This window comes from Paracoccus subflavus, from assembly GCF_004310345.1.
GTDB classification, from domain to species: domain Bacteria; phylum Pseudomonadota; class Alphaproteobacteria; order Rhodobacterales; family Rhodobacteraceae; genus Paracoccus; species Paracoccus subflavus.
Window position 1 is genome coordinate 25,286 of sequence record NZ_SISK01000005.1, and the last position, 21,979, is coordinate 47,264.

At 65.3% G+C, this 21,979-nt stretch carries 25 protein-coding genes and 1 pseudogene; 9 read left to right on the forward strand and 17 right to left on the reverse strand.

The window, feature by feature from the left end; genetic code table 11:
- The first annotated feature begins 48 nt into the window (after window positions 1-48).
- Window positions 49-741, forward strand: a complete 693-nt coding sequence (locus EYE42_RS08090) for a 5'-nucleotidase, lipoprotein e(P4) family (RefSeq protein ID WP_130990817.1) — start codon at window positions 49-51, stop codon at window positions 739-741.
- Here EYE42_RS08090 and EYE42_RS08095 read toward each other — a convergent pair.
- From EYE42_RS08095 to EYE42_RS08120, 6 genes are all read right to left on the reverse strand, one after another.
- Window positions 738-1,331, reverse strand: coding sequence for a hypothetical protein (locus tag EYE42_RS08095; RefSeq protein WP_130990818.1), 594 nt, complete (start codon window positions 1,329-1,331; stop codon window positions 738-740). The genes EYE42_RS08090 and EYE42_RS08095 overlap by 4 nt on opposite strands.
- Window positions 1,328-2,149: an ABC transporter permease gene (locus EYE42_RS08100; RefSeq protein ID WP_130990819.1), complete on the reverse strand. Its 822-nt coding sequence runs from the start codon at window positions 2,147-2,149 to the stop codon at window positions 1,328-1,330. The genes EYE42_RS08095 and EYE42_RS08100 overlap by 4 nt, the downstream gene beginning before the upstream one ends.
- Window positions 2,146-2,865: an ATP-binding cassette domain-containing protein gene (locus tag EYE42_RS08105; protein WP_130990820.1), complete on the reverse strand. Its 720-nt coding sequence runs from the start codon at window positions 2,863-2,865 to the stop codon at window positions 2,146-2,148. Before EYE42_RS08105 ends, EYE42_RS08100 begins: the two co-directional genes overlap by 4 nt.
- A 94-nt stretch (window positions 2,866-2,959) precedes the next feature.
- Window positions 2,960-3,520, reverse strand: a complete 561-nt coding sequence (locus EYE42_RS08110) for a cupredoxin domain-containing protein (protein WP_130990821.1) — start codon at window positions 3,518-3,520, stop codon at window positions 2,960-2,962.
- Between the two features lie 30 nt (window positions 3,521-3,550).
- Window positions 3,551-4,519 carry a YVTN family beta-propeller repeat protein gene (locus EYE42_RS08115; protein ID WP_130990822.1) on the reverse strand — a complete coding sequence of 323 codons (969 nt, stop codon included), beginning with the start codon at window positions 4,517-4,519 and terminating at the stop codon, window positions 3,551-3,553.
- Window positions 4,516-5,712 (reverse strand): ABC transporter substrate-binding protein, encoded by a 1,197-nt coding sequence (locus EYE42_RS08120; RefSeq protein WP_425466558.1) that lies wholly within the window; start codon window positions 5,710-5,712, stop codon window positions 4,516-4,518. Before EYE42_RS08120 ends, EYE42_RS08115 begins: the two co-directional genes overlap by 4 nt.
- Window positions 5,713-5,883: 171 nt before the next feature.
- Here EYE42_RS08120 and EYE42_RS08125 point away from each other — a divergent pair, with 171 nt between their 5' ends.
- Both EYE42_RS08125 and EYE42_RS08130 read left to right on the forward strand, forming a co-directional pair.
- The gene (locus tag EYE42_RS08125) at window positions 5,884-6,441 is read left to right on the forward strand and encodes an SRPBCC family protein (protein ID WP_130990823.1); all 558 of its coding nucleotides are present in this window, start codon (window positions 5,884-5,886) and stop codon (window positions 6,439-6,441) included.
- The gene (locus EYE42_RS08130) at window positions 6,438-7,367 is read left to right on the forward strand and encodes a YncE family protein (RefSeq protein WP_130990824.1); all 930 of its coding nucleotides are present in this window, start codon (window positions 6,438-6,440) and stop codon (window positions 7,365-7,367) included. Before EYE42_RS08125 ends, EYE42_RS08130 begins: the two co-directional genes overlap by 4 nt.
- On the opposite strand, the gene EYE42_RS08135 is transcribed toward EYE42_RS08130, so the two are convergent.
- From EYE42_RS08135 to hrcA, 10 genes and pseudogenes are all read right to left on the reverse strand, one after another.
- Entirely contained in the window at window positions 7,342-7,863 is a 522-nt protein-coding gene (locus EYE42_RS08135) for a PQQ-dependent catabolism-associated CXXCW motif protein (protein ID WP_170309498.1), read from the reverse strand. The genes EYE42_RS08130 and EYE42_RS08135 overlap by 26 nt on opposite strands.
- Window positions 7,864-7,868: 5 nt before the next feature.
- Window positions 7,869-8,684, reverse strand: coding sequence for a quinoprotein dehydrogenase-associated putative ABC transporter substrate-binding protein (locus EYE42_RS08140; protein ID WP_130990825.1), 816 nt, complete (start codon window positions 8,682-8,684; stop codon window positions 7,869-7,871).
- A gap of 1 nt (window position 8,685) precedes the next feature.
- Complete coding sequence (locus EYE42_RS08145; RefSeq protein WP_130990826.1) at window positions 8,686-9,324, reverse strand: c-type cytochrome, methanol metabolism-related; 639 nt, start codon at window positions 9,322-9,324, stop codon at window positions 8,686-8,688.
- Window positions 9,325-9,511: 187 nt separating this feature from the next.
- A pseudogene (locus tag EYE42_RS08150) lies at window positions 9,512-11,308 on the reverse strand (methanol/ethanol family PQQ-dependent dehydrogenase); the annotation flags it as partial.
- 144 nt (window positions 11,309-11,452) lie between these two features.
- A complete protein-coding gene (fghA, locus tag EYE42_RS08155) occupies window positions 11,453-12,307 on the reverse strand; it encodes an S-formylglutathione hydrolase (RefSeq protein ID WP_425466559.1) in 855 nt (284 codons plus the stop codon).
- Window positions 12,308-12,454: 147 nt separating this feature from the next.
- On the reverse strand, window positions 12,455-13,096 hold the full coding sequence (locus tag EYE42_RS08160; RefSeq protein WP_130990828.1) for an ATP-dependent Clp protease proteolytic subunit: 642 nt from the start codon (window positions 13,094-13,096) through the stop codon (window positions 12,455-12,457).
- 77 nt (window positions 13,097-13,173) lie between these two features.
- Entirely contained in the window at window positions 13,174-14,304 is a 1,131-nt protein-coding gene (locus EYE42_RS08165; RefSeq protein ID WP_130990997.1) for an S-(hydroxymethyl)glutathione dehydrogenase/class III alcohol dehydrogenase, read from the reverse strand.
- An 85-nt stretch (window positions 14,305-14,389) separates the two neighbouring features.
- Window positions 14,390-14,974 (reverse strand): S-(hydroxymethyl)glutathione synthase, encoded by a 585-nt coding sequence (gene gfa / locus EYE42_RS08170; protein ID WP_130990829.1) that lies wholly within the window; start codon window positions 14,972-14,974, stop codon window positions 14,390-14,392.
- Between the two features lie 94 nt (window positions 14,975-15,068).
- Window positions 15,069-15,599 carry a nucleotide exchange factor GrpE gene (locus tag EYE42_RS08175; protein WP_246020656.1) on the reverse strand — a complete coding sequence of 177 codons (531 nt, stop codon included), beginning with the start codon at window positions 15,597-15,599 and terminating at the stop codon, window positions 15,069-15,071.
- Window positions 15,600-15,607: 8 nt separating this feature from the next.
- Window positions 15,608-16,663, reverse strand: coding sequence for a heat-inducible transcriptional repressor HrcA (gene hrcA / locus EYE42_RS08180; RefSeq protein ID WP_130990831.1), 1,056 nt, complete (start codon window positions 16,661-16,663; stop codon window positions 15,608-15,610).
- A 69-nt stretch (window positions 16,664-16,732) separates the two neighbouring features.
- On the opposite strand from hrcA, the gene rph reads away from it, so the two are divergent.
- The 6 genes from rph (at window position 16,733) to EYE42_RS08210 (ending at window position 20,539) form a co-directional block, all read left to right on the forward strand.
- Window positions 16,733-17,446: a ribonuclease PH gene (gene rph, locus EYE42_RS08185; RefSeq protein WP_130990832.1), complete on the forward strand. Its 714-nt coding sequence runs from the start codon at window positions 16,733-16,735 to the stop codon at window positions 17,444-17,446.
- Entirely contained in the window at window positions 17,443-18,075 is a 633-nt protein-coding gene (rdgB, locus tag EYE42_RS08190; protein WP_130990833.1) for an RdgB/HAM1 family non-canonical purine NTP pyrophosphatase, read from the forward strand. Before rph ends, rdgB begins: the two co-directional genes overlap by 4 nt.
- Window positions 18,044-18,418, forward strand: a complete 375-nt coding sequence (locus tag EYE42_RS08195; RefSeq protein ID WP_130990834.1) for a RidA family protein — start codon at window positions 18,044-18,046, stop codon at window positions 18,416-18,418. The genes rdgB and EYE42_RS08195 overlap by 32 nt, the downstream gene beginning before the upstream one ends.
- Window positions 18,415-19,596 carry a radical SAM family heme chaperone HemW gene (gene hemW, locus EYE42_RS08200; RefSeq protein WP_246020658.1) on the forward strand — a complete coding sequence of 394 codons (1,182 nt, stop codon included), beginning with the start codon at window positions 18,415-18,417 and terminating at the stop codon, window positions 19,594-19,596. The genes EYE42_RS08195 and hemW overlap by 4 nt, the downstream gene beginning before the upstream one ends.
- Window positions 19,596-19,952, forward strand: a complete 357-nt coding sequence (locus EYE42_RS08205; protein WP_130990835.1) for a YbaN family protein — start codon at window positions 19,596-19,598, stop codon at window positions 19,950-19,952. The genes hemW and EYE42_RS08205 overlap by 1 nt, the downstream gene beginning before the upstream one ends.
- A gap of 77 nt (window positions 19,953-20,029) precedes the next feature.
- A complete protein-coding gene (locus EYE42_RS08210; RefSeq protein ID WP_246020660.1) occupies window positions 20,030-20,539 on the forward strand; it encodes a DNA-3-methyladenine glycosylase in 510 nt (169 codons plus the stop codon).
- A 4-nt stretch (window positions 20,540-20,543) separates the two neighbouring features.
- Here the strand turns inward: EYE42_RS08210 and tpa are convergent, their stop codons facing one another.
- Entirely contained in the window at window positions 20,544-21,923 is a 1,380-nt protein-coding gene (tpa, locus tag EYE42_RS08215; protein WP_130990836.1) for a hypotaurine--pyruvate aminotransferase Tpa, read from the reverse strand.
- Window positions 21,924-21,979 lie beyond the last annotated feature (56 nt).

The following is a 21,979-nucleotide window of genomic DNA, read 5'->3' on the forward strand; positions in this document are numbered from 1 at the left end:
GGGCGGGGGTTCTAGGGTCCGCCCTGTTCCGAAGCCCGGATTCGCCCGATGACCACCCCGACCCGCCGCCATCACCCGTCCGAACGCGCCATCGCCATCCGCTATCAGCAACTGTCGGCCGAGGTGAAGGCCCTGCAGCGGCAGTGCTATGCCCTGGCGACGTTGCGTCTGCGCGCGGCGGTCAAGGAAAACGGCACCGGCGCGGGCCTGGCCGTGGTCAGCGACATCGACGAGACGATCCTGGACAACACCCCTGTCATGGCCCACGCCATGACCCTGGGCGAACATCTGGATGCCTTCGACACCTGGAAGCTGTGGGAACGCGAAGGCGTCCCCAGCCTGTTGCCGGGGGCGGCGGATTTCTTTCGGCTGGCCGACGATCTGGGGGTGGCGATCTTCTATGTCTCGGACCGGTTCGAGGAAAACAAGCTGGCGACCATCGCTACCCTGTCGCGGCTGGGCCTGCCGCAGGTCCATGCCGACCGGGTGCTGTTGTTCGGCCCGACCAAGGCCGAACGCCGCGCCGCCGTGGAACGTAATCACCGGATCGTCCTGCAACTGGGCGACACGCTGCACGATTTCCACGGTGCCTTCGCGGGCGTGACACTGGACGAACAGCACCAGCTTGCCGAAGATCACGCCGGCCGTTTTGGCGATGACTGGATCGTCTTTCCGAACGCGGCCCACGGCACCTGGATGGAGGCGGAACTGCGTCCCTGGGATGCGCCCAAGCTGCGCTAGTTGCCCAGATGCCCCGCAATCGCCCGGCCCAGGGCAAAGGCGCGCTGTTCCAAGATCACCGGGGTTTCGCAGACATAGGTCAGCGATTGCTGCCGTTCGGTGAAGATCCGCTGATCCCAGTCCAGCGCCTCCTCGGCCGCGTCGATGGCGTCGAAATCGGGTTCGGCCGCAGCCTCCAGTTCGGACATGGCGGCGCGACGTTCCTCGATCCGGCGGGCCAGTTCGACCTGGCCCTGGCCATAGCGGGCGATGCCCTCGATCAAGGCCGTCCGGTCGGGTTCGATCTTGCCCATGATCGCCACCATCAGCGCGGTCAGGCGCGCATCATCGGCCCCGGCGGCAAAGCGGGCGATCTCGGCCTCGGCCTCCTCGATGGGTAGGCGACGCTGTTCCAGCCGGGCGGCAAGCGCGTCGATCTGCGGATCGCGGGCCAGTTGCGTGGCGCGTTCGTCGGGCACCGGCCCGGTCCAGACCTGTCCCAGCGACAGATGCGGCTGCTTGCGCTGGATGCAGGGCCATTCGGGATCGGCGCCGGGTGCCGCCCAGGCAGGACCGGCCAGTATCAAGCCAAGCGCAACGATGGTTTTCATCCCCTCTCCTTCCGTCTGGCCCAGAGGCCCTTGGCGGGATCATACATGAACACCGCCGCCCCGAAAAACACCGCAAGGCATCCCGCGACCACGCCAAAGGCCGGCCAGTTCATTTCCAGATACAACGCGAACCGGATCAGTTCGACCGCATAGGTAAACGGATTGGCCGCGCAGATGTCGTGCAGCAGGGGCGAACTTTCCTGCATCCGCCACAGCGGGTAAAGCGCCGAGGACGCAAAGAACATCGGGAAGATCACGAAGTTCATGACACCGGCAAAGTTTTCCAACTGCCGGATGGCCGATGACAGGAACAGACCCAGCGCGCCCAGCATCAGCCCCGACAGGACCAGCGCTGGCAGCACCGCAACATAGCCCCAGGCGGGCGGGCGGATGTCCCAGAACCAGGCGATGGCCAGGAAGGCATAGGCCTGGATGATCGACACGATCACCCCCGCCATCAGCTTGGACCCCAGCAGGAACCAGCGGGGAAAGGGGCTGACCAGCAGCGTCCGCATGGCCCCGGTTTCGCGGTCATAGACCATCGACAGCGACGACTGCATTCCGTTGAACAACTGGATCATCGCCACAAGGCCCGGGGTGACATAGACCTCGTAGAGAACATAGGTCTGATAGGGCGGGGTGATCGACAGGCCCAGGACGGCGCGAAAGCCTGCGGCAAAGATGAACAGCCAGACCAGCGGGCGCACCAGGGCTGCCAGGAACCGCCCGCGCTGCTGGACAAAGCGCAGGGTTTCCCGCCAGGCGATGCCGCGAAAGGCGGTGGCCCAGGCGGCGGCGGGAAAGCGGCGTTCGGTCATGCGGCAGCCCCGGTCAGGGACAGGAACGTCTGCGTCAATCCCGACGGTCCGGCGATGGCGGCGGTCTTGCCGCTGCTCAGCACACGCCCCTTGTGCAGGATCACCAGATCGTCGTCCCCCTGAATCTCGTCCAGGATATGGGTGGCCCACAGGGCCGATACACCCCCGGACGCGATCAAACGGCGGGTCAGCGCCAGAACCTCGGCCCGCGACTTCACGTCGAGGCCCACGGTGGCCTCGTCCAGCAGCAGCAGGTCCGGGCTGTGGATCAGGGCGCGGGCGATTTCCGCGCGCCGCTGCTGGCCCCCCGACAGGGCGGACACGCGATCCCCTGCCCGTTCCTCCAGCCCCACCTGTGCCAGCACCTGCGCGATGCGCGCCCGCGCCGCGCGGCGTCCGATGCCATGCAGGGCCGCGTGATAGGCCAGGTTCTGCGCCACCGACAGGTCGGCGTCCAGCGCGCGGCTTTGGAACACCACGCCCAGCCGGGCCATCGCCTGCGCGGGCTGGCGGCGCAGGTCGAAGCCCGCCACCTCGATGCTGCCCGACACGTTGCTGTAAAGCCGCGTGACCAGCGAGAACAGCGTGGTCTTGCCCGCGCCGTTGACGCCCAGCAGCGCGGTAAAGCTGCCGCGCGGAACGGTTAGCGAAACATCGTCCAGCGCCTGCGTGCTGCCGAAGTGATGCGACAGGCCAGTGATCCGAAGCGCGTCCATGTCTGCTTTGGCCTTATGGGAAAGGGACGGATCGTGACCCGCCCCTGCATCTCGCGGTGCGGAAACCGGACTGTCAAGCTGGCACCGCGCCATCTTATTGGATGGTGAACACCGCCTGCTGGGTTTCGCCCGAGGAACCCGGGATCGACAGGGCATAGCGGCCCGGCGTGATGGCGACAAAGCTGATAACGGCAGTGCCGGCATTGTCGAATTCGAGGCTGTGAACGCCCATCGGGCGGATCTCGATGTCGTTGATGACGATCTCGTTGATCCAGATCGCGCGAAAGAAATCCCCGCCCGACAGCGCCAGCTCCTGACTGCCGTCGGCATTGACCGCGATGCGGTAGAAACCGCCCGATTTCAGGGTGTATTCGCCCCCCGCGACCGGCTGTCCGGACGCCAGCGTCAGCGGCGCCAGATCGGTGCGGTTGTCGCGGGCCATGATGCCCGAAAAGCCATAGTCGAACTTGCCCGCAGCCTCATAGACCGCCGCCGCATCGCCGCCACCTTCGTCCTGCTCCTCGTCGTCGTCGTCATCCTCGGATACGTCGGCTTCGGTCGCAGCGTTGTCTTGCGGCGGGGCAGCGGCATCCTGTGCGGCGACCGGGACCGACAGGCCCGCCAGGATCATGAGAACGGTCAGCAAGCGGAACATGGGTTTTTCCTTTGTGATGAAACGGTGGCGTCAGTCCGGCGCGACCACGACGCCCCAGGGCTGCTGGCCCACGGGAACCGACCGGATCACTTCTTCGGCGGCGACGTCGATCACCGATATGTCGTTGGAATTGCCGTTGGTGGTGAACAGGTATTTTTCGTCCGGGGTAAAGGCCATCTGCCAGACGCGCTGGCCGACCAGCAGATAGTCCTTGACCTCGTCCGTGGCACCGTCGATCACCGCCACCCGGTTCGACGGACCCAGCGCCACGAAGACCTTGCTGCCGTCGTTTGTCACCCGCACGCCGACGGGCTGGATCGCCTCGGGCAGCACGCCCGGGATCTCGAAGCTGATCTTGCCGGTGATTTCCTGCGTCGCCGGGTCGATCACGCTGACCGTGCCGCCGATTTCCGAACTGACATACAGCTTCGATCCGTCGTGGTTGTATTCGGCAAACCGGGGGCGGCTGTCCACCAGCACATTGGCGACGATCTCAAAGCTCTCGGTGTCGATGAAATGCGCCATGTTGGTGGTTTCCGAGGTGTTGATGACGATCTTGCCATCGGGGCTGACGCCCATGCCCTCGGGTTCGACGCCCACCGGAATCTCGGCCAAGACCTGCTTGGTCTTCACATCGACCACGGTAACGAGGTTGTCGTCTTCGTTGGCGATATACAGGGGATTGCCCGACGGGTGCAGCACGAACAGTTCCGGGTCGGGGCCAGAGGGCAGCGTGTGCAGTTCCTCCATCGTCTCGGGGTCAAAGACGCGGACCACGTTGTCGTCGGACGCGCAGACATAAAGTTCGGAACCGTCCGGGGAAATGGTGATGCCGCGCGGGCGGTTGCCGACCGGATAGGTGCCCAGCACTTCGAATGTCTCGCTGTCCAGGACCGTGACGTCGTTGCCCTTTTCGTTGGTGACGAAGACGCGGTTTGCCAGGGCCGGATCGGCGGCCAGCGCCACCAGCGCAGGAGCCAGGACGAGGATATGCTTCATTGAACCTCCGGGAACGAGCATTCGGTTTCGGGACGGTCGATGCCCAGGGTGTCCAGGGCGCTTGTCTGATGCAGATACTGGTCCTGCGGGCTGACCGAGGTGGTCAGCAGCCCGGTCGTCAGCAGGATCGGCTGGCGAAGTTGATGGTCCCAGTCGCGCACGGTCAGTTTCTGGCCCTTGAAACCCGCCACATCGAATTGATCGGACAGGATGAATTCACGCAGGGCGGCCGGATCGGCGGACCGGGTTCGGGTTGCGGCCTCGCCCACGATGCGGATGGCCAGCCAGGCCTGGTAATCCTCTTCCCGGATGGGACGGTTCGCCATGCGTTCAAACCGGTTCTGGTATTGCGTGGCGCCCCAGGCCTCCATCGCGGGATGCCAGCTTCGCGGCACCAGCCCCGCCGACCCCGCGACCGGGCGCGGATCCCAGGTCAGATAGGGCAGATAGGGGGCAAAGATGTCGCTTTCGTCCGCCGCGACCAACACGTCGTAATCGGGTGCGCGCTGTGTGAAGACGGGCATCCGGGCCTGGACCTGGACATGTCCGGAATCGGTGCTGCGGGCGCCGCCGGTATCCTCGAACAGGCGTTCCTCGACGATCCTGGCACCGAACTTGGCGGCGGCACGGCGATAGGCGGCGGCCAGGGCCTGATCCTCGGGGTGGCTGCCGGGGACCAGCAGCCAGTCGGGCCAGTTCTTCCACATCAGGAACTGCGCCAGCCCGTCGGCCAGCATCGCATGGCTGGGTGCGACATGGATGGTGTTGAACCGGCAGTCCGCCCCGCGCAGGGCATCGCCCCGCGCCTGCGCGTTCAACAACATCGCCCGGTCGCCTGCCTGGTCGGCCAGGGCCAGGGTGGTCGCATCGTCGGCCATCACCACGACGAACTGGATGCCCTCGGCGATCACCTTGTCCAGTTCCGCCGCCGCCGTGGCGGGCGTGGCCTTCACCTCGACCGCCTCGAAATCCTGGCCCATGAAGCGGCCGGTGGTATCGTTGTCCTCGATGGCAAGCCGCGCGCCGGCGAATCCCAGATCCGCTGGCGGCAGATCCAGTCGCGAGATCGGCGGCAGGCGCTGTTCGTCCACGCGCAGAACGGCGGCGCGGATCACCTGCATCTCGGGTTGGGCTGTGGCAGGGCCGGCCAATGCGCAGGCGCCCACCGCAATCCCGATGATTCCCTTGAACATTCCATGTCTCCCTTGGGCCATGTTGGGTCGGCCGAGACCTTGCGGCAAGACGGTTTTTGTTCCTGACCGGACCGGGAACAAATGGCTAGGCCTTTGGTCTTATGGACGGCCCCGCCAGCCCGTCGCATGGTCGATCCGCACCAGAACGGGGGATGATGGATGTTTCACAGGATGCTGGCGATCGTTGCGGCAGGGATGCTGACGGGGTTGCTGACGGGACCGGACGCGGCCCATGCGCATGGTCCGTCGCGGATCAAGGCCGAACAGTCGGTGGTGCTGGACGCCACCCCCGACGAGGTGTGGCAGGTCATCGGACGATTCGATGACATGGCCTGGCATCCCGCCGTGGCCCGGACCGAAATGGTGCCCGAAGGCGCCCCCGCCGATGTCCCCGAGGAATCGACCCGGATCCTGTATCTGAAGGCGGACGCCGGCGAGCCCACGATCACCGAACGGCTGATGTCCATCGACCCCGACAAGCGGCAGTACAAATACATGATCACCGATGTCGCGGTCGATGTCCTGCCGGTCACGAACTATTCCTCGACCCTTTCGGTCAAGGACAAGGACGGCAAGGCCGAGGTGGTCTGGAAGGGCGGCTTTTATCGTGGATTTCCCAACAACGATCCCCCGGTCGATCAGAACGACGATGCCGCCCTGGCGGCGGTGAACGCGATCTATCAGGCCGGAATGGATGCCCTGGCCGAACGCTTCGGCACCGCCGAGTGAGATTTGCCGTTCTGGTCTTGATGCTGGCCTCTCCGGCGGTGGCCGGAGATCTGGCCTTTGTGACCAGCCAGAACGCCGAAACGGTGACGATCCTCGACACTGTATCGGGCTCTGTTCTGGCGCAGGTGGCCGTTCCGGGAAAGCCCGCGCCTGTCGCCTATGACCCCGCAGCGGGCCGGGCCTATGTGATCGCGGCGGATACCGGGCGGCTGTTCGTTCTGGACGAGACGGGGGCGGTAACGGACAGCCGGGATCTGGGCGAAGGCGCCTTCGGACTGGCTGCGACGGCGCAGGACGGGCTGTTCGTGACCGACTGGTTCGGGGCCCGGCTGCTGCGCCTGGACCGTGATCTGAACGAGATCTGGCAGACGCCCACCGGAGCGGCACCCGCCGGCGTCGCGGTCAGCGACGATGGCCGCTGGGTGGCGACGGCGGATCGCGACGACGATCGGGTCAGCATCTTTGACGCGCAAACCGGGGTGCTGCTGCACCGGGTCGGCACGGCAGGTGCGCATCCGTTCGGCATTACATTCCACGATGAGCGGTTCTGGACGGCGGATGTCCAGGGAGACAGCGTTTCGGTGATCGACCCTGCCGCGGGAAGGCTGGCGGGATCGATCCCCACCGGCAGCCACCCCTATGCCGTGGCCTTCGCCGGGGGGCGGGGATTTGTGACCAATCAATACGCGGGTACGCTGACCGTCTTTGATCCCGCCACACTGGATGCGGTGGCCGAGATTCCGGTCGGCGATTATCCCGAAGGGATCAGCCCGCTGCCCGGCGGCGATGCCGTGGCGGTCGCGAACTGGGAATCCGACACGCTGGTCATCGTGGACGCTGAAAGCCTGGCAGTGCGGTCGGAATTCCCCATGCCGTCCGGTCCCCGCGCCTTTGGCCAGTTCACGGGTCGTCAGGAGTCGCCCTGACAAGGGCTGCGCCGCCCGCCGCCTGCCAGCCCTCGACCCCGTCGGGGAACCAGTGGACGCCGGCATAGCCCAGGGACACCGCGCGACGCGCGGCGTTCCAGCTCATCCAGCAATCGCTGCGACAAAAGATCACCACAGGCGCGTTCCGATCGCCGTTCGTAGCCTGTTCCAGGCCGCGTTCCAGCCGTGCCTGTTCGGCGGGGGCCAAGGCTTCATAGCCGGTATCCCACAGCCAGACCGCTCCGGGGATCGTTTCATGAACCGGCTCGCGCCAGACCGTTCCTTCGGGCAATCCCTCGGGACGGGTCTTGCGGGGCAGCACATCCAGAAAGGGCACGCCCGCCTCGTGCAGCCGGATCGCCTCGGCCCCGTCGATGACGCTGGCCCCCCGCAGCGTGGCCGGTACCGGCGCGCGATACGGTTCGCCCCGGTATGTATCGGGTTCTGGCACCTGCGCCGCAGCCGATCCCGCCAACGCAAGCGCCAGCAGGATCATGCGGATCACTGGATCAGCTCCTTGCCGTAATCATCGACAAGGGGCACACCGGCATCGCGCAGGATGGCGTCGATCTCGTCCTGGTGGCGACGGATCAGGCTGTTCAGTTCACGCTTCCATTCCTGTTCCGGCAGGCGCACGCCCATGGTGATGCGATAGAACATTCGGGGGCCTTGCGTCTCCTTCAGCAGCGGCGTGAATTGCAGGTCTGGATCGTCCTTGACGCGTGGACCGGCCAGCGGCCCCCACAGCACGGCAGCGTCCAGCGTGCCGTCTTTGACCCCTGCGATCAGATCGCCGACCGGGTCCTTGACGCGGCGGTCCACGAACAGGTCGGCGCCGCGCATGTCCTTGGCCAGCCCGACCTGCGCCATGATGGTGGCAGGCGGCGATCCGGCGATCACCCCGATGGGACGGTCCTTCAACGCCGGGTCGGTCAGACGGTCAACCGACGCAAGATCGCTGTCCCGACGCGTCACGATGCCAAAGACCGAGGTATAATAGTGGTTGGTATTCTGCACCAGCTCGTCGCCCTGGGCATAGCCCATCACGACATCGCATTCCCCGGCACGCAATGTGCGGGTGATGAAGCCCGCGCCCAATGGAAACCAGGTATAGGCGACGGGCAGACCCAGCCATTGCCCGAACGCTTCGGCCAGCCGGTTTTCGAACCCCGATCCGTCGCGCATCGACATGGGCGCATTGGCCGGGTCGGCGCAGACACGGAACTGCGTGGTGGACCGCAGGTCGGCTACCTGAGCCGCCGCAGGGGCCGCGCTCAGTGCCAAAAAGGACGCAATCAGCCAGAACAGGACGGGCATGTCACATCGACATGCAGGAATCTTCCTGCGCCGTATATTCCTCGGACTTGTCCTCGCGCTCTGCCGGGCGTCCGCGCGGCAGGTCGCCCGCGCCGCGGGCCAGCAGATAGACATAGATGTCGTCGATATAGCACCAGACGTTCTTGTTCGTGCCAAAGGCAGGCATCACCTGGTTCTGCGATGCGTCCACCTGCTTCTTGCCCGATGCCACGATTTCCTGAAAGGCGTAATAGTCCATCTGCAGAACCGAGTTCTTCAACGCAGGAGCATAAGTCGATCCTTCGCCATCGGGACCGTGGCAGACATGACATTCGGCCGAATAGCGCCGGAAGCCGTTGAAGGTCGCGAAATCCACGACGCCGTCCTCGATCTTGAAGGTCGGAATGCCCTCGGCATTGTACCACCGGCCATTTTCAAAGGTTTCGGGGGTAATATCCATGCCGTTGGCAAGGACCGGTCCTGCGGCATTGCCGCTGCTGTCAGGTTCAGGCTCGGCGGCACCCGATACCGCGGCTGCCGCGCCGGCGCCGGCATTTGCCGGATCGGTGGCAGGGGCCGGGGTGGTTGCATCCTGCGCCCAGACAGGCGCGGCGATCGTGACACCAAGGGCCAGGGCCGCAAGACCCGTGATGGCTTTCATTCCGTCATTCCTCCCGATTTTTTCGACTGCCCGCTCGTGTCGGGCAAAACTTCCCCCCGCAGGTTAGCTGCGGGGGGAGTCTTTCACAGGACAACTTTGCGTTTGCTGGCCAAAAGTATTAGCCGCTGGTCGCGCTATCCGCAGGGGCCGGTTCCGCTGCGGGATCGGCCGCGGCCGAAGCCTCGCCCGGCAGTTCGAACACGGTCAGTTGGCCACCCAGTTCGGTATAGTCCGACAGCGAGGAATAGCCGCCCACCGCGCCCAGACCGTCGGCGGGATTGGTCAGTCCGGCCGCAAGACCGATGCCCGCCCAGCCGCCGACGCCCGACAGCACGCCGATATACTGCTTGCCGCCGTGCTCATAGGTCATCACGTTGCCGATGATCCCCGACGGGGTCTTGAACTTGTAGAGTTCCTCGCCCGTTTCGGCATCGACAGCCTTCAGGAAACCTTCCAGCGTGCCGTAGAAGACCACATCCCCCGCCGTGGCCAAGGCGCCCGACCAGACCGAGAATTTCTCGGGCAGCGACCACTTGATCTCGCCGTTGATGTTGTCCCAGGCGATGAAGTTGCCCATGCCGCCGTGGCTTTCGGGGGCCGGATACATCGCCAGCGTGGCACCGACGTAAGGCTGGCCTGCCGTATAGGCCACGCGGAAGGGTTCATAATCCATGCAGACATGGTTGGTCGGCACATAGAACATCTGCGTCTTGGGCGAATAGGCCGCCGGCTGCTGGTCCTTGGTGCCAAGGGCCGCCGGGCAGATGCCGGTGGTGTTCTCGTCCTCGCCGTTCTGGGCAGTCGAGTATTCGGCGACCACGGCCGGACGGCCATAGTTTTCCGAATTGGGATCCATGTCCACGCCGGTGGTCCAGTTCACCGCCGGATCATACTTTTCGGCCACCAGCAGTTCGCCCGATTCGCGGTCCAGCGTATAGGCCAGACCGTTGCGGTCGAAATGGGTCAGCAGCTTGCGTTCCTGGCCGTCGATTTCCTGTTCGGTCAGGATCATCTCGTTGACGCCGTCATAGTCCCATTCGTCATGGGGCGTCATCTGATAGAACCACTTGGCCATGCCGGTGTCGGCATCGCGGGCCATGATGGTCATCGACCACTTGTTGTCGCCAGGACGCTGCGACGGGTTCCAGGTCGAGGGGTTGCCGGTCCCATAATAGATCAGGTTCAGGTCCGGGTCATAGGAATACCAGCCCCAGGTGGTGCCGCCGCCGATCTTCCACTGGTCGCCTTCCCAGCTGTTGAGGCTGCTGTCGGCGCCGATGGGTTTGCCCAGATGGGTGGTCTTTTCGGGATCGACCAGCATTTCCTCGTCCGGGCCGGTCGAATAGGCTTTCCAGACTTCGGACCCGTCTGACAGGTTATAGGCGGTGACACGGCCGCGCACGCCGTATTCCCCGCCCGAAACGCCCACGATCACCTTGTCGCCCACCGGCAGGACGGTGGCGGTGTTCGTCTCGCCAGCGGCCGGGTCGCCGGTCTTGACCTGCCATTTCACCTCGCCCGTCATGGCGTCCAGCGCCACCAGCGTGGTGTCGGCCTGATGCGAGAGGATCAGCCCGTCGGCATAAGCGACACCCCGATACACGGTGTCGCAGCACATGACCGCGATCACCTCGGGGTCCTGCTGGGGTTCATAGCGCCACAGGATCCTGCCGTTGTCGTTCAGATCCAGCGCATAGATGTTGTTGGGAAACGGCGAATGGACATACATCACATCGCCGATGACCAGCGGCCCACCCTCGTGACCGCGCAGCACGCCGGTCGAAAAGGTCCAGGCGACGCGCATGTCGCCCACGTTGTCGCGGTTGATCTGGTCCAGTTCGGAATAGCGCGTATTGGCATAGTCGCCGGTCTGGATCGCCCATTGCTCGGGCTTGCCCGTTTCGGTCAGGACGCTTTCGTTGGCATAGACCGACGCGCCCGTCAGAACCAGCACGGCAGCCGTGCTGTTCAGCAATCGTTTCATGAAGTGCTCCTCCGCTGTTGGAAGCAGGCAACGGGCTTCCTCCTCCCGTGCCGTCCATGGGGCAGTCTTTGACCCGGGGACCGATGCGTCAATGCAACCTTCCGGCATTTCACCCTAAAGTCTTACGGTGATTTGCCAGTCCTGTCAGGAAGATCCGGCAAGGCACCGAAACAGACGCTCGGCATGCCACATGACGTGATCGCCCATAAAGGTCTGCACGAAAAAGTAGCTGTGGTCATAACCCGGCTGCATCCGGAACTGGCCCGGCTGACGCCGCGCCATCATGGCCTGGGCCAGCGACTCGGGGCGCAGCTTGTCCAGAAACTGATCGGCGCTGCCCTGGTCGATCAGGATCTCGTCCGGATAGCCGCGTTCGGTCATCAGGATCGTGGCGTCATGGGCACGCCAGGCCGCCCGGTCATCGCCCAGATAGGCCCCAAGCTGCTTTTGCCCCCAGTCGGATTCGGTGGGATTGGCGATGGGCGCGAATGCCGAGACCGACCGAAAGCGATCGGGATGGGTCATGGCGATGGTCAGCGCGCCATGCCCGCCCATCGAATGCCCGGTGATCCCCATGGCGTCGGGCGCCACGGCAAAGGCCCCCGTCACCAGGTCGGGCAGCTCGTCCACGACATAGTCCCACATGCGGAAATGCGGCGCCCAGGGATCGCGGGTGGCATTGACGTAAAAGCCTGCCCCCTGTCCCAGGTCATAAGCCTTGTCATCGGCCACGCCCTCGCCGCGCGGCGAGGTGTCGGGAAAGACAATGGCCATACCCGCCTCGGAGCACCAGTGCTGAGCGGCGGCCTTGGTCATGGCGTTTTCATGGGTGCAGGTCAGGCCCGACAGATACCACAGCACCGGCGCGCGTTCGCCCGCCGCCAGATCCGGCATGAACACCGCGAATGTCATGTCGGTGCCGGTGGCGCGCGAACGATGGCGATAAACGCCCTGCACGCCGCCGAAGCTGCGGTTTTCCGAAAGGGTTTCCAGGCTCATCGCGATCCTCCTGCGGGGTTGCAAGCGCCGGGGCAGTCCCCGGCGCCGCGTCACCAAACGACGCGCGGAACCTGCCCGCAACGGCGAATCGGGCGATGTCCGCCAAAGGGACCGGCTGGGCGGGGGTGGCTTTCGCCATCTGGGCCATCAGCCCAGTTCGTCCACCGACCTGATGACCTTGCCCAGAAGGCCGTAATCCAGCGCCTCTTGCGTGTTCAGCCAGAAATCGCGCTGCGTGTCCTTTTCGATGCGTTCGACCGGCTGGCCGGTCGCCTCGGCAAAGATATGGTTCAGGCGGTCGCGCATCAGGCGCACCTGTTCGGCCTGGATCATCATGTCCGACGAGGTGCCACCGATCCCGCCCGAGGGCTGGTGGATCAGAAAGCGCGTGTTGGGCAGGCAGAAGCGGTTTTCCTTTTTCGCCGCGACAAAGATCAGCGCGCCCGCGCTGGCGACCCAGCCCGAACCGATGGTGCGCACGTTGGGGCGGATGAACTTGATCACGTCGTGGATCATGTCGCCCGATTCCACATGCCCCCCGGGCGAGGAGATCAGCATGTTGATGGGCTTGTCGCTGTCCTCGGCCAAGGCCAGCAGATGTGCCACGGTGCGCTGCGCCAGCTTGTCGTTGATGGCGCCGGCAACGATCACCGTGCGCGACTTGAAATACAGCTTGCCGATCTTGTCGCCCTCGGGCAGGCCCAGGCCCTCGTCCTTGTCGCCCTTGCGGCGGCGGTCGTCCTCTTCCTCTTCCTCGTCGTCGTCATCGTCCAGCCACTGGTGACGCATCGGCCTGCTCCTTTATCTCATGGCGACGGCGGGACCAGCGGCCCCGCCGTTCTTCTTACCTATGCAGCCGTTAGCGATCAGTAAAGAACGACCGAGCGGATCGATTCCCCGCTGTGCATCAGATCGAAGCCCTTGTTGATGTCGTCCAGCGGCATGGTGTGGGTAATCATCGGATCGATCTCGATCTTGCCGTCCATGTACCAGTCCACGATCCGCGGCACGTCCGTGCGGCCGCGCGCACCGCCGAAGGCCGTGCCCTTCCAGACCCGCCCGGTGACAAGCTGGAAGGGACGGGTGCTGATCTCGGCGCCGGCGGGGGCCACGCCGATGATGACCGACTGGCCCCAGCCGCGATGGGTGCATTCCAGCGCGTCGCGCATCACCTTGACGTTGCCCGTGGCATCGAAGCTGTAATCCGCACCGCCGATCTGGTCGAAGGGGGTCTTGGTCATCTCGACGATGTGGCTCACGACGCTGCCTTCGATTTCCCTGGGATTGACGAAATGGGTCATGCCGAAACGCTCGGCCATTTCCTTCTTGTCATTGTTCAGGTCCACGCCGATGATCATGTCGGCGCCCGCCAGCCGCAGGCCCTGGATCACGTTCAGCCCGATGCCCCCCAGGCCGAACACCACACCCTTGGAGCCGATCTCGACCTTGGCGGTGTTGATGACCGCGCCGATGCCGGTGGTCACGCCGCAGCCGATATAGCAGATCTTGTCGAAGGGCGCGTCTTCACGCACCTTGGCCACCGCGATTTCCGGCAGCACCGTGTAGTTCGAGAAGGTCGAGCATCCCATGTAATGGCGGATCATGGTGCCGTCGGGCATGGAAAACCGGCTGGTGCCGTCGGGCATCAGGCCCTGCCCCTGGGTTGCGCGGATCCGCGTGCAAAGATTGGTCTTGCCCGACAGGCAGGACGCGCATTCGCGGCATTCCGGGGTATAAAGCGGGATGACATGGTCACCGGGTTTCAGGGATTTGACGCCGGGGCCGACCTCGACCACCACGCCCGCCCCCTCGTGGCCCAGGATCGCCGGAAACAGCCCTTCGGGGTCGTCGCCCGAGCGGGTGAATTCGTCGGTGTGGCAGATGCCGGTCGCCTTGATCTCGATCATCACCTCGCCCTCTTTCGGGCCGTCCAGGTTGACCTCCATCACTTCCAGCGGTTTGCCAGCCTCCAGGGCTACGGCGGCGCGGGTCTTCATCGTCAACTCTCCTATCCGTTCGGACATACATGGCGGCAGGGGCCGCATTGCGGCCCCTGCAGATTTCGCCGGGTTCAGATCAGCGTCAAGCCGCCAGCGCGCCCGACCGCTTGGCGACATGGGTCGCGATGGCATCCATCAGCGGCGGCGACAGGGCGTCATAAGGTTCCAGCCCCAGTTCGCGCAAACGCGACCGGATGGCATCCATCCGGGACGGATCGACGCCCGATTCGATCACGCTGCTGACAAAGGCCGCGAATTCCGGGGCCGACCAGCCGGATTCGCCCGACAGTTCGGTATGCACGAAATCAAGGCCATAGAATGGATGGTCCTTGTTTTCGATCCGGCCATACATGTGGACGCCGCAATCACGGCACGCATACCGCTGGATCGGGGCGTCCTTGTTGACGACCTGCAGCTTGTCGCCGTTTTCCAGAACCTCGACGGCATCGCGCGATACCACGGCGACCATGCTGAAGATGGCACCCTCGGGCTTCCAGCACTTGGTGCAACCGCAGACATGGTTGTGGGCCGTTTGCGCGCCTACCCGGACCTTGACCGGGTTCGTGGCGCATTTGCAGGTCAGGGTTCCCCCCGAAAACCCCGAATCACCCTGCTTGATGCCGTGATCGACAGCAGGGTGGATCGTCACCCCTTCGGTGTTGGCCATGGTCTTCCCTCCCGATGTTTCCGTCAGCGTCGCCCCATCGGGAACATTCGGCAAGTCAGCGGAAGGTTGTAGCGCCCAGGCCGCCGAGCGCCCGTCAGCTTGCGGGCATCGAGGATACGCCGACCTTTGCAGGGCGCAGCAGGCGGTCGTGCAGGCGGAAGCCGTTGTCCATCACCTGGATGATCTCGCCCGCCTTGGTACCGGGAACGGCGGCCTCGAACATCGCCTCGTGTTCAGAAGGGTCGAAGCGATCGCCGGGCTGGGGGGTGATAAGGGCGATGCCATGCTTGGCAAAGACATTGGACAGCTCGCGCAGGGTCAGTTCGACCCCTTCGATCAGGGCGCTTGCGGCGGCGCGCTGTTCAGGGGTTGCTGCATCCAGCGCACGGGTCAAGGCGTCATGGACCGGCAGCAGGTCGCGGGCCAGGCGCGATCCGCCATACTGTTCGGCGTCGCGGCGATCCTTGTCGGCACGCTTGCGCGCATTTTCGGCATCGGCCAGGGCGCGCATGAACTTGTCGCGGAATTCATCGCGCTCGGCCATGAGGGCTGCGATCTCATCGTCAGGATCGGCCAGGGGGTCAGCCAGAATATCGTCCAGGGGTTGTTCGTTCTGATCGTTCATCGTGTTTCTCATCCTTTCCGGCCGGACAGCACCCGCCCGACCAGTTGCGCCGTGTAGTCCACAATCGGCACGATCCGGCCATAGTTCAGCCGCGTCGGCCCGATGACGCCCACGGCGCCTACAATCTTTCGGTCGGCATTCATATAGGGCGAAACCACCAGAGCGGAACCCGAAAGCGAAAAAAGCTTGTTTTCCGATCCGATGAAAATCCGCACCCCATCGCCCTGTTCGGCCAGTTCCAGAAATTCCACGATGTCGCGCTTGCGTTCCAGGTCGTCGAACAGCACCCGGATGCGGTCCAGATCGGCAATCTCCTGGTCCAGCAGGTTTGAGCGTCCCCGCACGATCAGCCGGGGATCGGACGACTGGTGGTCCCACAGCGCCATCCCGGACTGGACCAGTTCGGCCGCCAGCACGTCCAGCTCGCGCCGGCGGGCCGCGATCTCTTGCCCGATCTGGCCGCGCAGTTCGGACAGGGTCTTGCCCTCGGCCATGGCGTTCAGGAAATTGCCGGCCTCGCGCATGGACGACGGGGTCTGCCCCGCCGGGGGGGTAAACAGGCGGTTTTCGACATGCCCGTCTGCAAAGACCAGCACCACCAGCGCCCGGTCGGGCCCAAGGCTGACGAATTCGATGTGCCGGATCGGCGCCTCGTGCTTGGGCATCAACACCAGGGACGCGCCCCGCGTGATTGACGACAGCGCCGTGCTGACTCGGTCCAGCAGCACGCCGGTGTCGGGATCGTCGTTGCCCAGCGTCTGGTCGATGGCCGCGCGGTCGGTGGCGGTGACCGGATCGACCTCCATCATCCCGTCCACGAACAGCCGCAGCCCCTGCTGCGACGGCATCCGCCCGGCCGACACATGGGGGCTGTCCAGCAGCCCCATAAGTTCCAGATCCTGCATGACGTTGCGCACGGTTGCCGCGCTCAGCTTTTCCGACAGGGCGCGGGTCAGCGTGCGGGAACCCACCGGTTCGCCGGTTTCCAGATAGGTTTCGACCACGCGGCGAAAGATCTCGCGCGAGCGGTCGTTCAGTTCGTGCAGGGCCGAGTTCTGGTTCATGTCCCTCGCGGGGTTGCGTGATGGGCCGGCGGGGCGGTATGGGGCAGCATCTTCGCGAAAGGAAAAACCATGCGCCCGTCTGGCCGGAATCTAAGCCAAATGCGTCCGATTTCAATCGAAACCGGCGTGATGGCCCATGCCGAGGGGTCATGCCTGATCCGGGTCGGCAATACCCATGTGCTGTGCAGCGCCACGCTGGAGGACAGCCCGCCGCGGTTCCTGAAGGGCACCGGTCTGGGATGGGTCACGGCGGAATACGGGATGCTGCCGCGCGCCACCAATACCCGCAACCGGCGCGAGGCCGCCCAGGGCCGCCAGTCGGGCCGCACGCAGGAAATCCAGCGCCTGATCGGGCGCAGCCTGCGGGCAGGCGTGGACCGGGTGGCGCTTGGCGAGCGGCAGATCACCATCGACTGCGACGTGATCCAGGCCGATGGCGGCACCCGCTGCGCCTCCATCACCGGGGGCTGGGTCGCGTTGCGGCTGGCCGTGAACAAGCTGCTGAAGGCGGGCGCGATCATCAGCGATCCGATCATGGACCATGTGGCCGCCGTGTCCTGCGGCCTTTACGCAGGCCAGGCCGTCCTGGACCTGGACTATGCCGAGGACAGCGAGGCCGGGACCGACGGCAACTTCGTCCTGACCGGCGCGGGCCGGTTGATCGAGGTGCAGATGTCGGCCGAGGGCGCCACCTTCAGCCGCGACCAGATGGGGCAGCTTCTGGATCTGGCCGAGGCGGGCATGGCCGAACTGGTCGCCGCCCAGAAGGCCGCCGTCGCATGAGGCGTTTCGACGGCACCCGCCTGCTGATGGCCACCCACAACGCGGGCAAGCTGGACGAGATGCGCGCCCTGCTGGCCCCTTACGGTGTCGACGTGGTGGGCGCCGCGGACGCGGGCCTGCCCGAGCCGGAGGAGACGGAAACGACCTTCGTCGGCAATGCCCGCATCAAGGCGCGCGCGGCGGTTCAGGCAACCGGGCTGCCGGTCCTGGCGGATGACAGCGGCCTCTGCGTCGATGCCCTGGACGGGGCACCGGGCGTCTATACCGCCGACTGGGCGGAAACCGGCAACGGGCGTGATTTTCGCATGGCCATGCAGCGGACCTGGGACGAGCTTGACTTTGCAAACGCCCCTGCCCCGCGCAGGGCGCAATTCCGCTGCACCCTTGTCCTGATGTGGCCCGACGGCCACGACGAGGTGTTCGAGGGCGTCTTGCCCGGTCAGGTCGTCTGGCCGCCGCGCGGGGTTGAAGGCCACGGCTATGACCCCATCTTCATGCCGGACGGGCATGATATGACCCTGGGAGAAATGCCGCCTGCGATGAAGAACGGCCTCAGCCATCGGGCGCGGGCGGTGGAGCAGATGATAAGGGGCAGCTTTGCAGAGAATCTCGACCGGATCGCCCTTTGAAGCGGCGATGGGCTACAGCCGCGCGGTGGTGAAGGGCGACTGGCGCTTTGTGTCGGGCGTCACCGGCTATGACTATGGCGCGATGACCATGCCGGACGATCCATGCGAACAGGCCCGGAACTGCTTTCGCACGATCTTTTCGGTTCTGAAGGATGCGGGCTTTGCCCCCGGCGACATCGTGCGCGTGCAATACACCGTCACCGACGCGACTCTGGTAGAGGCGATCACCCCCGCCCTTGCCGAAGCCATGGGCACCATTCGTCCCGCCGCGACCATGGTCATCGCCGGCCTGATCCGGCCCGAGATGAAGGTCGAAATCGAAGCAACGGCGATGCGGGCATGATGATGCCGGAACCAGAGAATTTTGCGGAAGACTGGCGGGCCGGAGGCTTTGGCCTTTATGTCCACTGGCCGTTCTGTCAGGCGAAATGTCCCTATTGCGACTTCAACAGCCATGTCGTGCCGGTCGTGGATCAGGCCCGCTGGGCCGCCGCGCTGTCGTCGGAAATCGCCCGCCTTGGCGCCGAACTGCCGGGCCGTCATCTGGGCAGCATCTTCTTTGGCGGCGGCACGCCATCGCTGATGGAGCCCGAAACCGTGGATGCGGTGCTGCGCGCCGCCCGTGCCGCCTGGGGCTTTGCCAATGACATCGAGATCACGCTGGAAGCGAACCCCACCAGCGTGGAACGAGGCCGCTTTCAGGGCTTTGCGGATGCCGGCGTGAACCGGCTGTCGATGGGCATCCAGGCGCTGAACGATCCCGACCTGCGCGCCTTGGGCCGGATGCATTCCGTGGCCGAGGCTCGGGCGGCCTTCGATGTGGCGCGATCCTGTTTCGATCGGGTCAGCTTTGATCTGATCTATGCCCGTCAGGGCCAGACGCGGGCTGCTTGGCGCGCGGAACTGGCCGAGGCGCTGGCGATGGCCGTCGATCACCTGTCGCTGTACCAGTTGACCATCGAGCCGGGCACAGCCTTTGGCGCGCGGGCCGCGGCGGGCAAGCTGCGCGGCCTGCCCGACGACGATCTGGCTGCCGACATGTATCTGGAAACCCAGGATATCTGCGAGGCGGCGGGCCTGGCGGGCTATGAGACCTCGAACCATGCCCGCCCCGGCGCGAAAAGCCGCCACAACCTGGTCTATTGGCGCCAGGGCGACTGGGCGGCGGTCGGTCCCGGCGCGCATGGCCGGATCACCACCCCCGCCGGGCGCTTTGCCACCGAGGCGCACCGGGCTCCGGCAGTCTGGCTGAACGCCGTGGAGCGGCAGGGAACGGGGGAATGCCTGCGCGAGTTGGTGCCCTTGGACGAACAGGCGACAGAATACCTGCTGATGGCGATGCGATTGTCCGAAGGACTGGATCTGGCCCGTCATGCCCGGCTGGCGGGGGCGCCCCTGGACCCTGGCGCCATCGCGCGCCTGGCTGATCTGGGCATGGTCGTTCGCCAGAACGGCCGCCTGCAAAGCACGCGGCAGGGCAGGCCGCTGCTGAATGCCATCCTGCGCGAACTGGCGGCCTGATGCGACAGCGGTTGTGGTATGTTCTGGGCTTTGTCGCGCTGGGCATGGGCATCGTCGGAATCGCCCTGCCGGTGGTGCCGACCGTGCCCTTTCTGCTGCTGGCTGCGGCCGCCTTTGCACGCAGCAATCCCCGCCTGGAACGGCGCATCCTGGACCATCCGACCTATGGCCCGCCCGTCCGGGCCTGGCGCGAGCATGGCGCCATCAGCCGTCTGGCCAAAATCTGGGCCACGCTGGCCATGGCCGGCGGCGTGGGCTTCAGCCTGCTGGCGGGAATGCCCCCGTGGGTCGTGGCGGCGCAGGCAATGATCTGCACCGTCATCGGCGCCTATGTCGTCACCCGGCCCGAAATCTAGGCCGTCCTGTGTGCCCCAAGCCCGCAAACCCTGTGTCCCCGCCGCCCTTGGCCGGCCGGATCGAAGGACTGGCAATAGTGGATCTGGCCCGGCGGTTGATCGGGGCAGAACTGCTGGTGCGCGGCGTCGGCGGCATTGTCATCGAAACCGAGGCCTATGGCCGCGACGATCCGGCCTCGCACAGCTTTCGCGGGCCGACACGCCGCAACACCGCGATGTTCGGACCGGCGGGCCATGCCTATGTCTATCGCTCCTATGGCATCCACCTGTGCCTGAATGTGGTGGGCCGACCCGGCGAGGCCGTGCTGATCCGTGCGCTGATGCCGACCCGGGGACAAGAAGCCATCGCGATGCGCCGGAACAGTCCGGCCCTGTGCAACGGGCCGGGCCGTCTGACGCAAGCCTTGGGGGTCCGACCCGAGGATGACGGCGCCCCCTTCGATGGCGGCGATCTGTCGCTGACGCTTGCCGATCATCCCGGTCCCCTTCTGACAGGGCCGCGTATCGGCATCAGCCGGGCGCAGGATCGGCCCTGGCGCTTTGGCCTTGCAGGGGCACCGGGCCTCAGCCGGCCGTTTCCGGCGTAAGGGCCTATCCCACCACCCGGGACAATGCCCCGTCTATGGCGTCTGTGATGCGGTCGATGTCGTCGGAGGTGGCGATGAGCGCCGGCGAGAGGCACAGGGTGTTGTTGAACCCCGGCAGCGAGCGGTTGGTGGCGCCGATGATGACGCCCTGGGCCAGACAGTCGGCCACCACCGCCTGAACCTTGCGTTCGTCCAGCGGTTCCTTGGTGGCCCGGTCGGCGACCAGCTCGGCCCCGCAGAACAGGCCCTTGCCGCGCACATTGCCGATCACCGAGTGTTTTTCCTGAAGCGCGCGCAGGTTGGCCAGCACCCGCGCGCCCATGGCCGCGGTATTCTCGAGCAGTCCCTCATCCTCGATGATGCGCATGTTCTCCAGCGCGGCGACCGGGCCGGCGGTGCAGCCGCCGAAGGTGGAAATGTCGCGGAAATAGCCCATGGGGTCGGCCGCGTCGTCCTTGAACATCTCGAACACCCGCTCGGTCGTCACCGTGCAACTGATCGCGGCGTAACCCGAGGCCACGCCCTTGGCCATTGTCACAAAATCGGGTTCGATCCCGTAATGCTGATAGCCGAACCAGGTGCCGGTGCGGCCCAGCCCGCAGACCACCTCGTCGATGTGCAACAGGATGTCGTATTTGCGGCAGATCTCCTGGACGCGCGGCCAATAGCCCTCGGGCGGGGTGATCACGCCGCCGCCCGCCGTGACCGGCTCCAGGACGATGGCGCCCACGCTGTCGGGGCCCTCGCGCAGGATCACCTCCTCGATGGCGTCCGCAGCACGCTCGCCATAGTTTTCCACCTCCCACTGCGCGCGGTATTCCAGGCAGTGGGGCACGCGCACGAAGCCGTCGGGGTATGGCCCGTATTGCATGGCGCGCTGATCCTGGCCGGACGTCGCCAGCGTGCCCAGTGTGGTGCCGTGATAATCGCGATCCCGGTAGAGAATCTTCCATTTCCGTCCGCCGTGATGACGGGCCGCGATCTGGCGGACCATCTTGTAGACCTTCTCGTTGGCCTCTGATCCCGAATTCGAATAATAGACACGGGCCATCCCCGGCATCTTCTGGATAAGCCGTTCGGCAAACAGCGCCCCCGGCACCGTGCCCGCCGCCCCCGCGTAATAGTTCAACTTGACCAACTGGTCGCGGATCGCATCGGCGATGCTGGTCCGGCCATAGCCCACGTTGACCGTCCACACGCCGCCCGAGACCCCGTCCAGATATTCGCGCCCGGTCGCGTCCCACAACCGCATTCCCTTGCCTTCGACAAAGACGCGCGGATCGGTGGTTTCATATTGCTTGTGCTGGCTCAGGTGATGCCAGACATGCGCCCGGTCGGCGGAAACCACGTGGGAAAGGTCGTTCAAGGGATGGTCGAGAGACATGGGGACTCCTCTAGCAGCCGTGGCGGCATCGTTTCACGAAACCGGGTTCTCTCTCG

Excerpts from the sequence above, each read along its gene's own strand:
- EYE42_RS08095 (WP_130990818.1), bottom strand. The coding sequence starts at position 1,331 with ATGAAAACCATCGTTGCGCTTGGCTTGATACTGGCCGGTCCTGCCTGG.
- EYE42_RS08205 (WP_130990835.1), top strand. The coding sequence starts at position 19,596 with ATGCGACAGCGGTTGTGGTATGTTCTGGGCTTTGTCGCGCTGGGCATG.
- rdgB (WP_130990833.1), top strand. The coding sequence starts at position 17,443 with ATGAGGCGTTTCGACGGCACCCGCCTGCTGATGGCCACCCACAACGCG.
- EYE42_RS08175 (WP_246020656.1), bottom strand. The coding sequence starts at position 15,599 with ATGAACGATCAGAACGAACAACCCCTGGACGATATTCTGGCTGACCCC.
- EYE42_RS08160 (WP_130990828.1), bottom strand. The coding sequence starts at position 13,096 with ATGCGTCACCAGTGGCTGGACGATGACGACGACGAGGAAGAGGAAGAG.
- EYE42_RS08140 (WP_130990825.1), bottom strand. The coding sequence starts at position 8,684 with ATGCCCGTCCTGTTCTGGCTGATTGCGTCCTTTTTGGCACTGAGCGCG.
- rph (WP_130990832.1), top strand. The coding sequence starts at position 16,733 with ATGCGCCCGTCTGGCCGGAATCTAAGCCAAATGCGTCCGATTTCAATC.
- EYE42_RS08115 (WP_130990822.1), bottom strand. The coding sequence starts at position 4,519 with ATGAAGCATATCCTCGTCCTGGCTCCTGCGCTGGTGGCGCTGGCCGCC.
- EYE42_RS08135 (WP_170309498.1), bottom strand. The coding sequence starts at position 7,863 with ATGATCCTGCTGGCGCTTGCGTTGGCGGGATCGGCTGCGGCGCAGGTG.
- EYE42_RS08105 (WP_130990820.1), bottom strand. The coding sequence starts at position 2,865 with ATGGACGCGCTTCGGATCACTGGCCTGTCGCATCACTTCGGCAGCACG.
- EYE42_RS08090 (WP_130990817.1), top strand. The coding sequence starts at position 49 with ATGACCACCCCGACCCGCCGCCATCACCCGTCCGAACGCGCCATCGCC.
- EYE42_RS08145 (WP_130990826.1), bottom strand. The coding sequence starts at position 9,324 with ATGAAAGCCATCACGGGTCTTGCGGCCCTGGCCCTTGGTGTCACGATC.
- EYE42_RS08125 (WP_130990823.1), top strand. The coding sequence starts at position 5,884 with ATGCTGGCGATCGTTGCGGCAGGGATGCTGACGGGGTTGCTGACGGGA.
- hrcA (WP_130990831.1), bottom strand. The coding sequence starts at position 16,663 with ATGAACCAGAACTCGGCCCTGCACGAACTGAACGACCGCTCGCGCGAG.
- EYE42_RS08100 (WP_130990819.1), bottom strand. The coding sequence starts at position 2,149 with ATGACCGAACGCCGCTTTCCCGCCGCCGCCTGGGCCACCGCCTTTCGC.
- tpa (WP_130990836.1), bottom strand. The coding sequence starts at position 21,923 with ATGTCTCTCGACCATCCCTTGAACGACCTTTCCCACGTGGTTTCCGCC.
- hemW (WP_246020658.1), top strand. The coding sequence starts at position 18,415 with ATGATGATGCCGGAACCAGAGAATTTTGCGGAAGACTGGCGGGCCGGA.
- EYE42_RS08165 (WP_130990997.1), bottom strand. The coding sequence starts at position 14,304 with ATGAAGACCCGCGCCGCCGTAGCCCTGGAGGCTGGCAAACCGCTGGAA.
- fghA (WP_425466559.1), bottom strand. The coding sequence starts at position 12,307 with ATGAGCCTGGAAACCCTTTCGGAAAACCGCAGCTTCGGCGGCGTGCAG.
- EYE42_RS08110 (WP_130990821.1), bottom strand. The coding sequence starts at position 3,520 with ATGTTCCGCTTGCTGACCGTTCTCATGATCCTGGCGGGCCTGTCGGTC.
- EYE42_RS08120 (WP_425466558.1), bottom strand. The coding sequence starts at position 5,712 with ATGTTCAAGGGAATCATCGGGATTGCGGTGGGCGCCTGCGCATTGGCC.
- gfa (WP_130990829.1), bottom strand. The coding sequence starts at position 14,974 with ATGGCCAACACCGAAGGGGTGACGATCCACCCTGCTGTCGATCACGGC.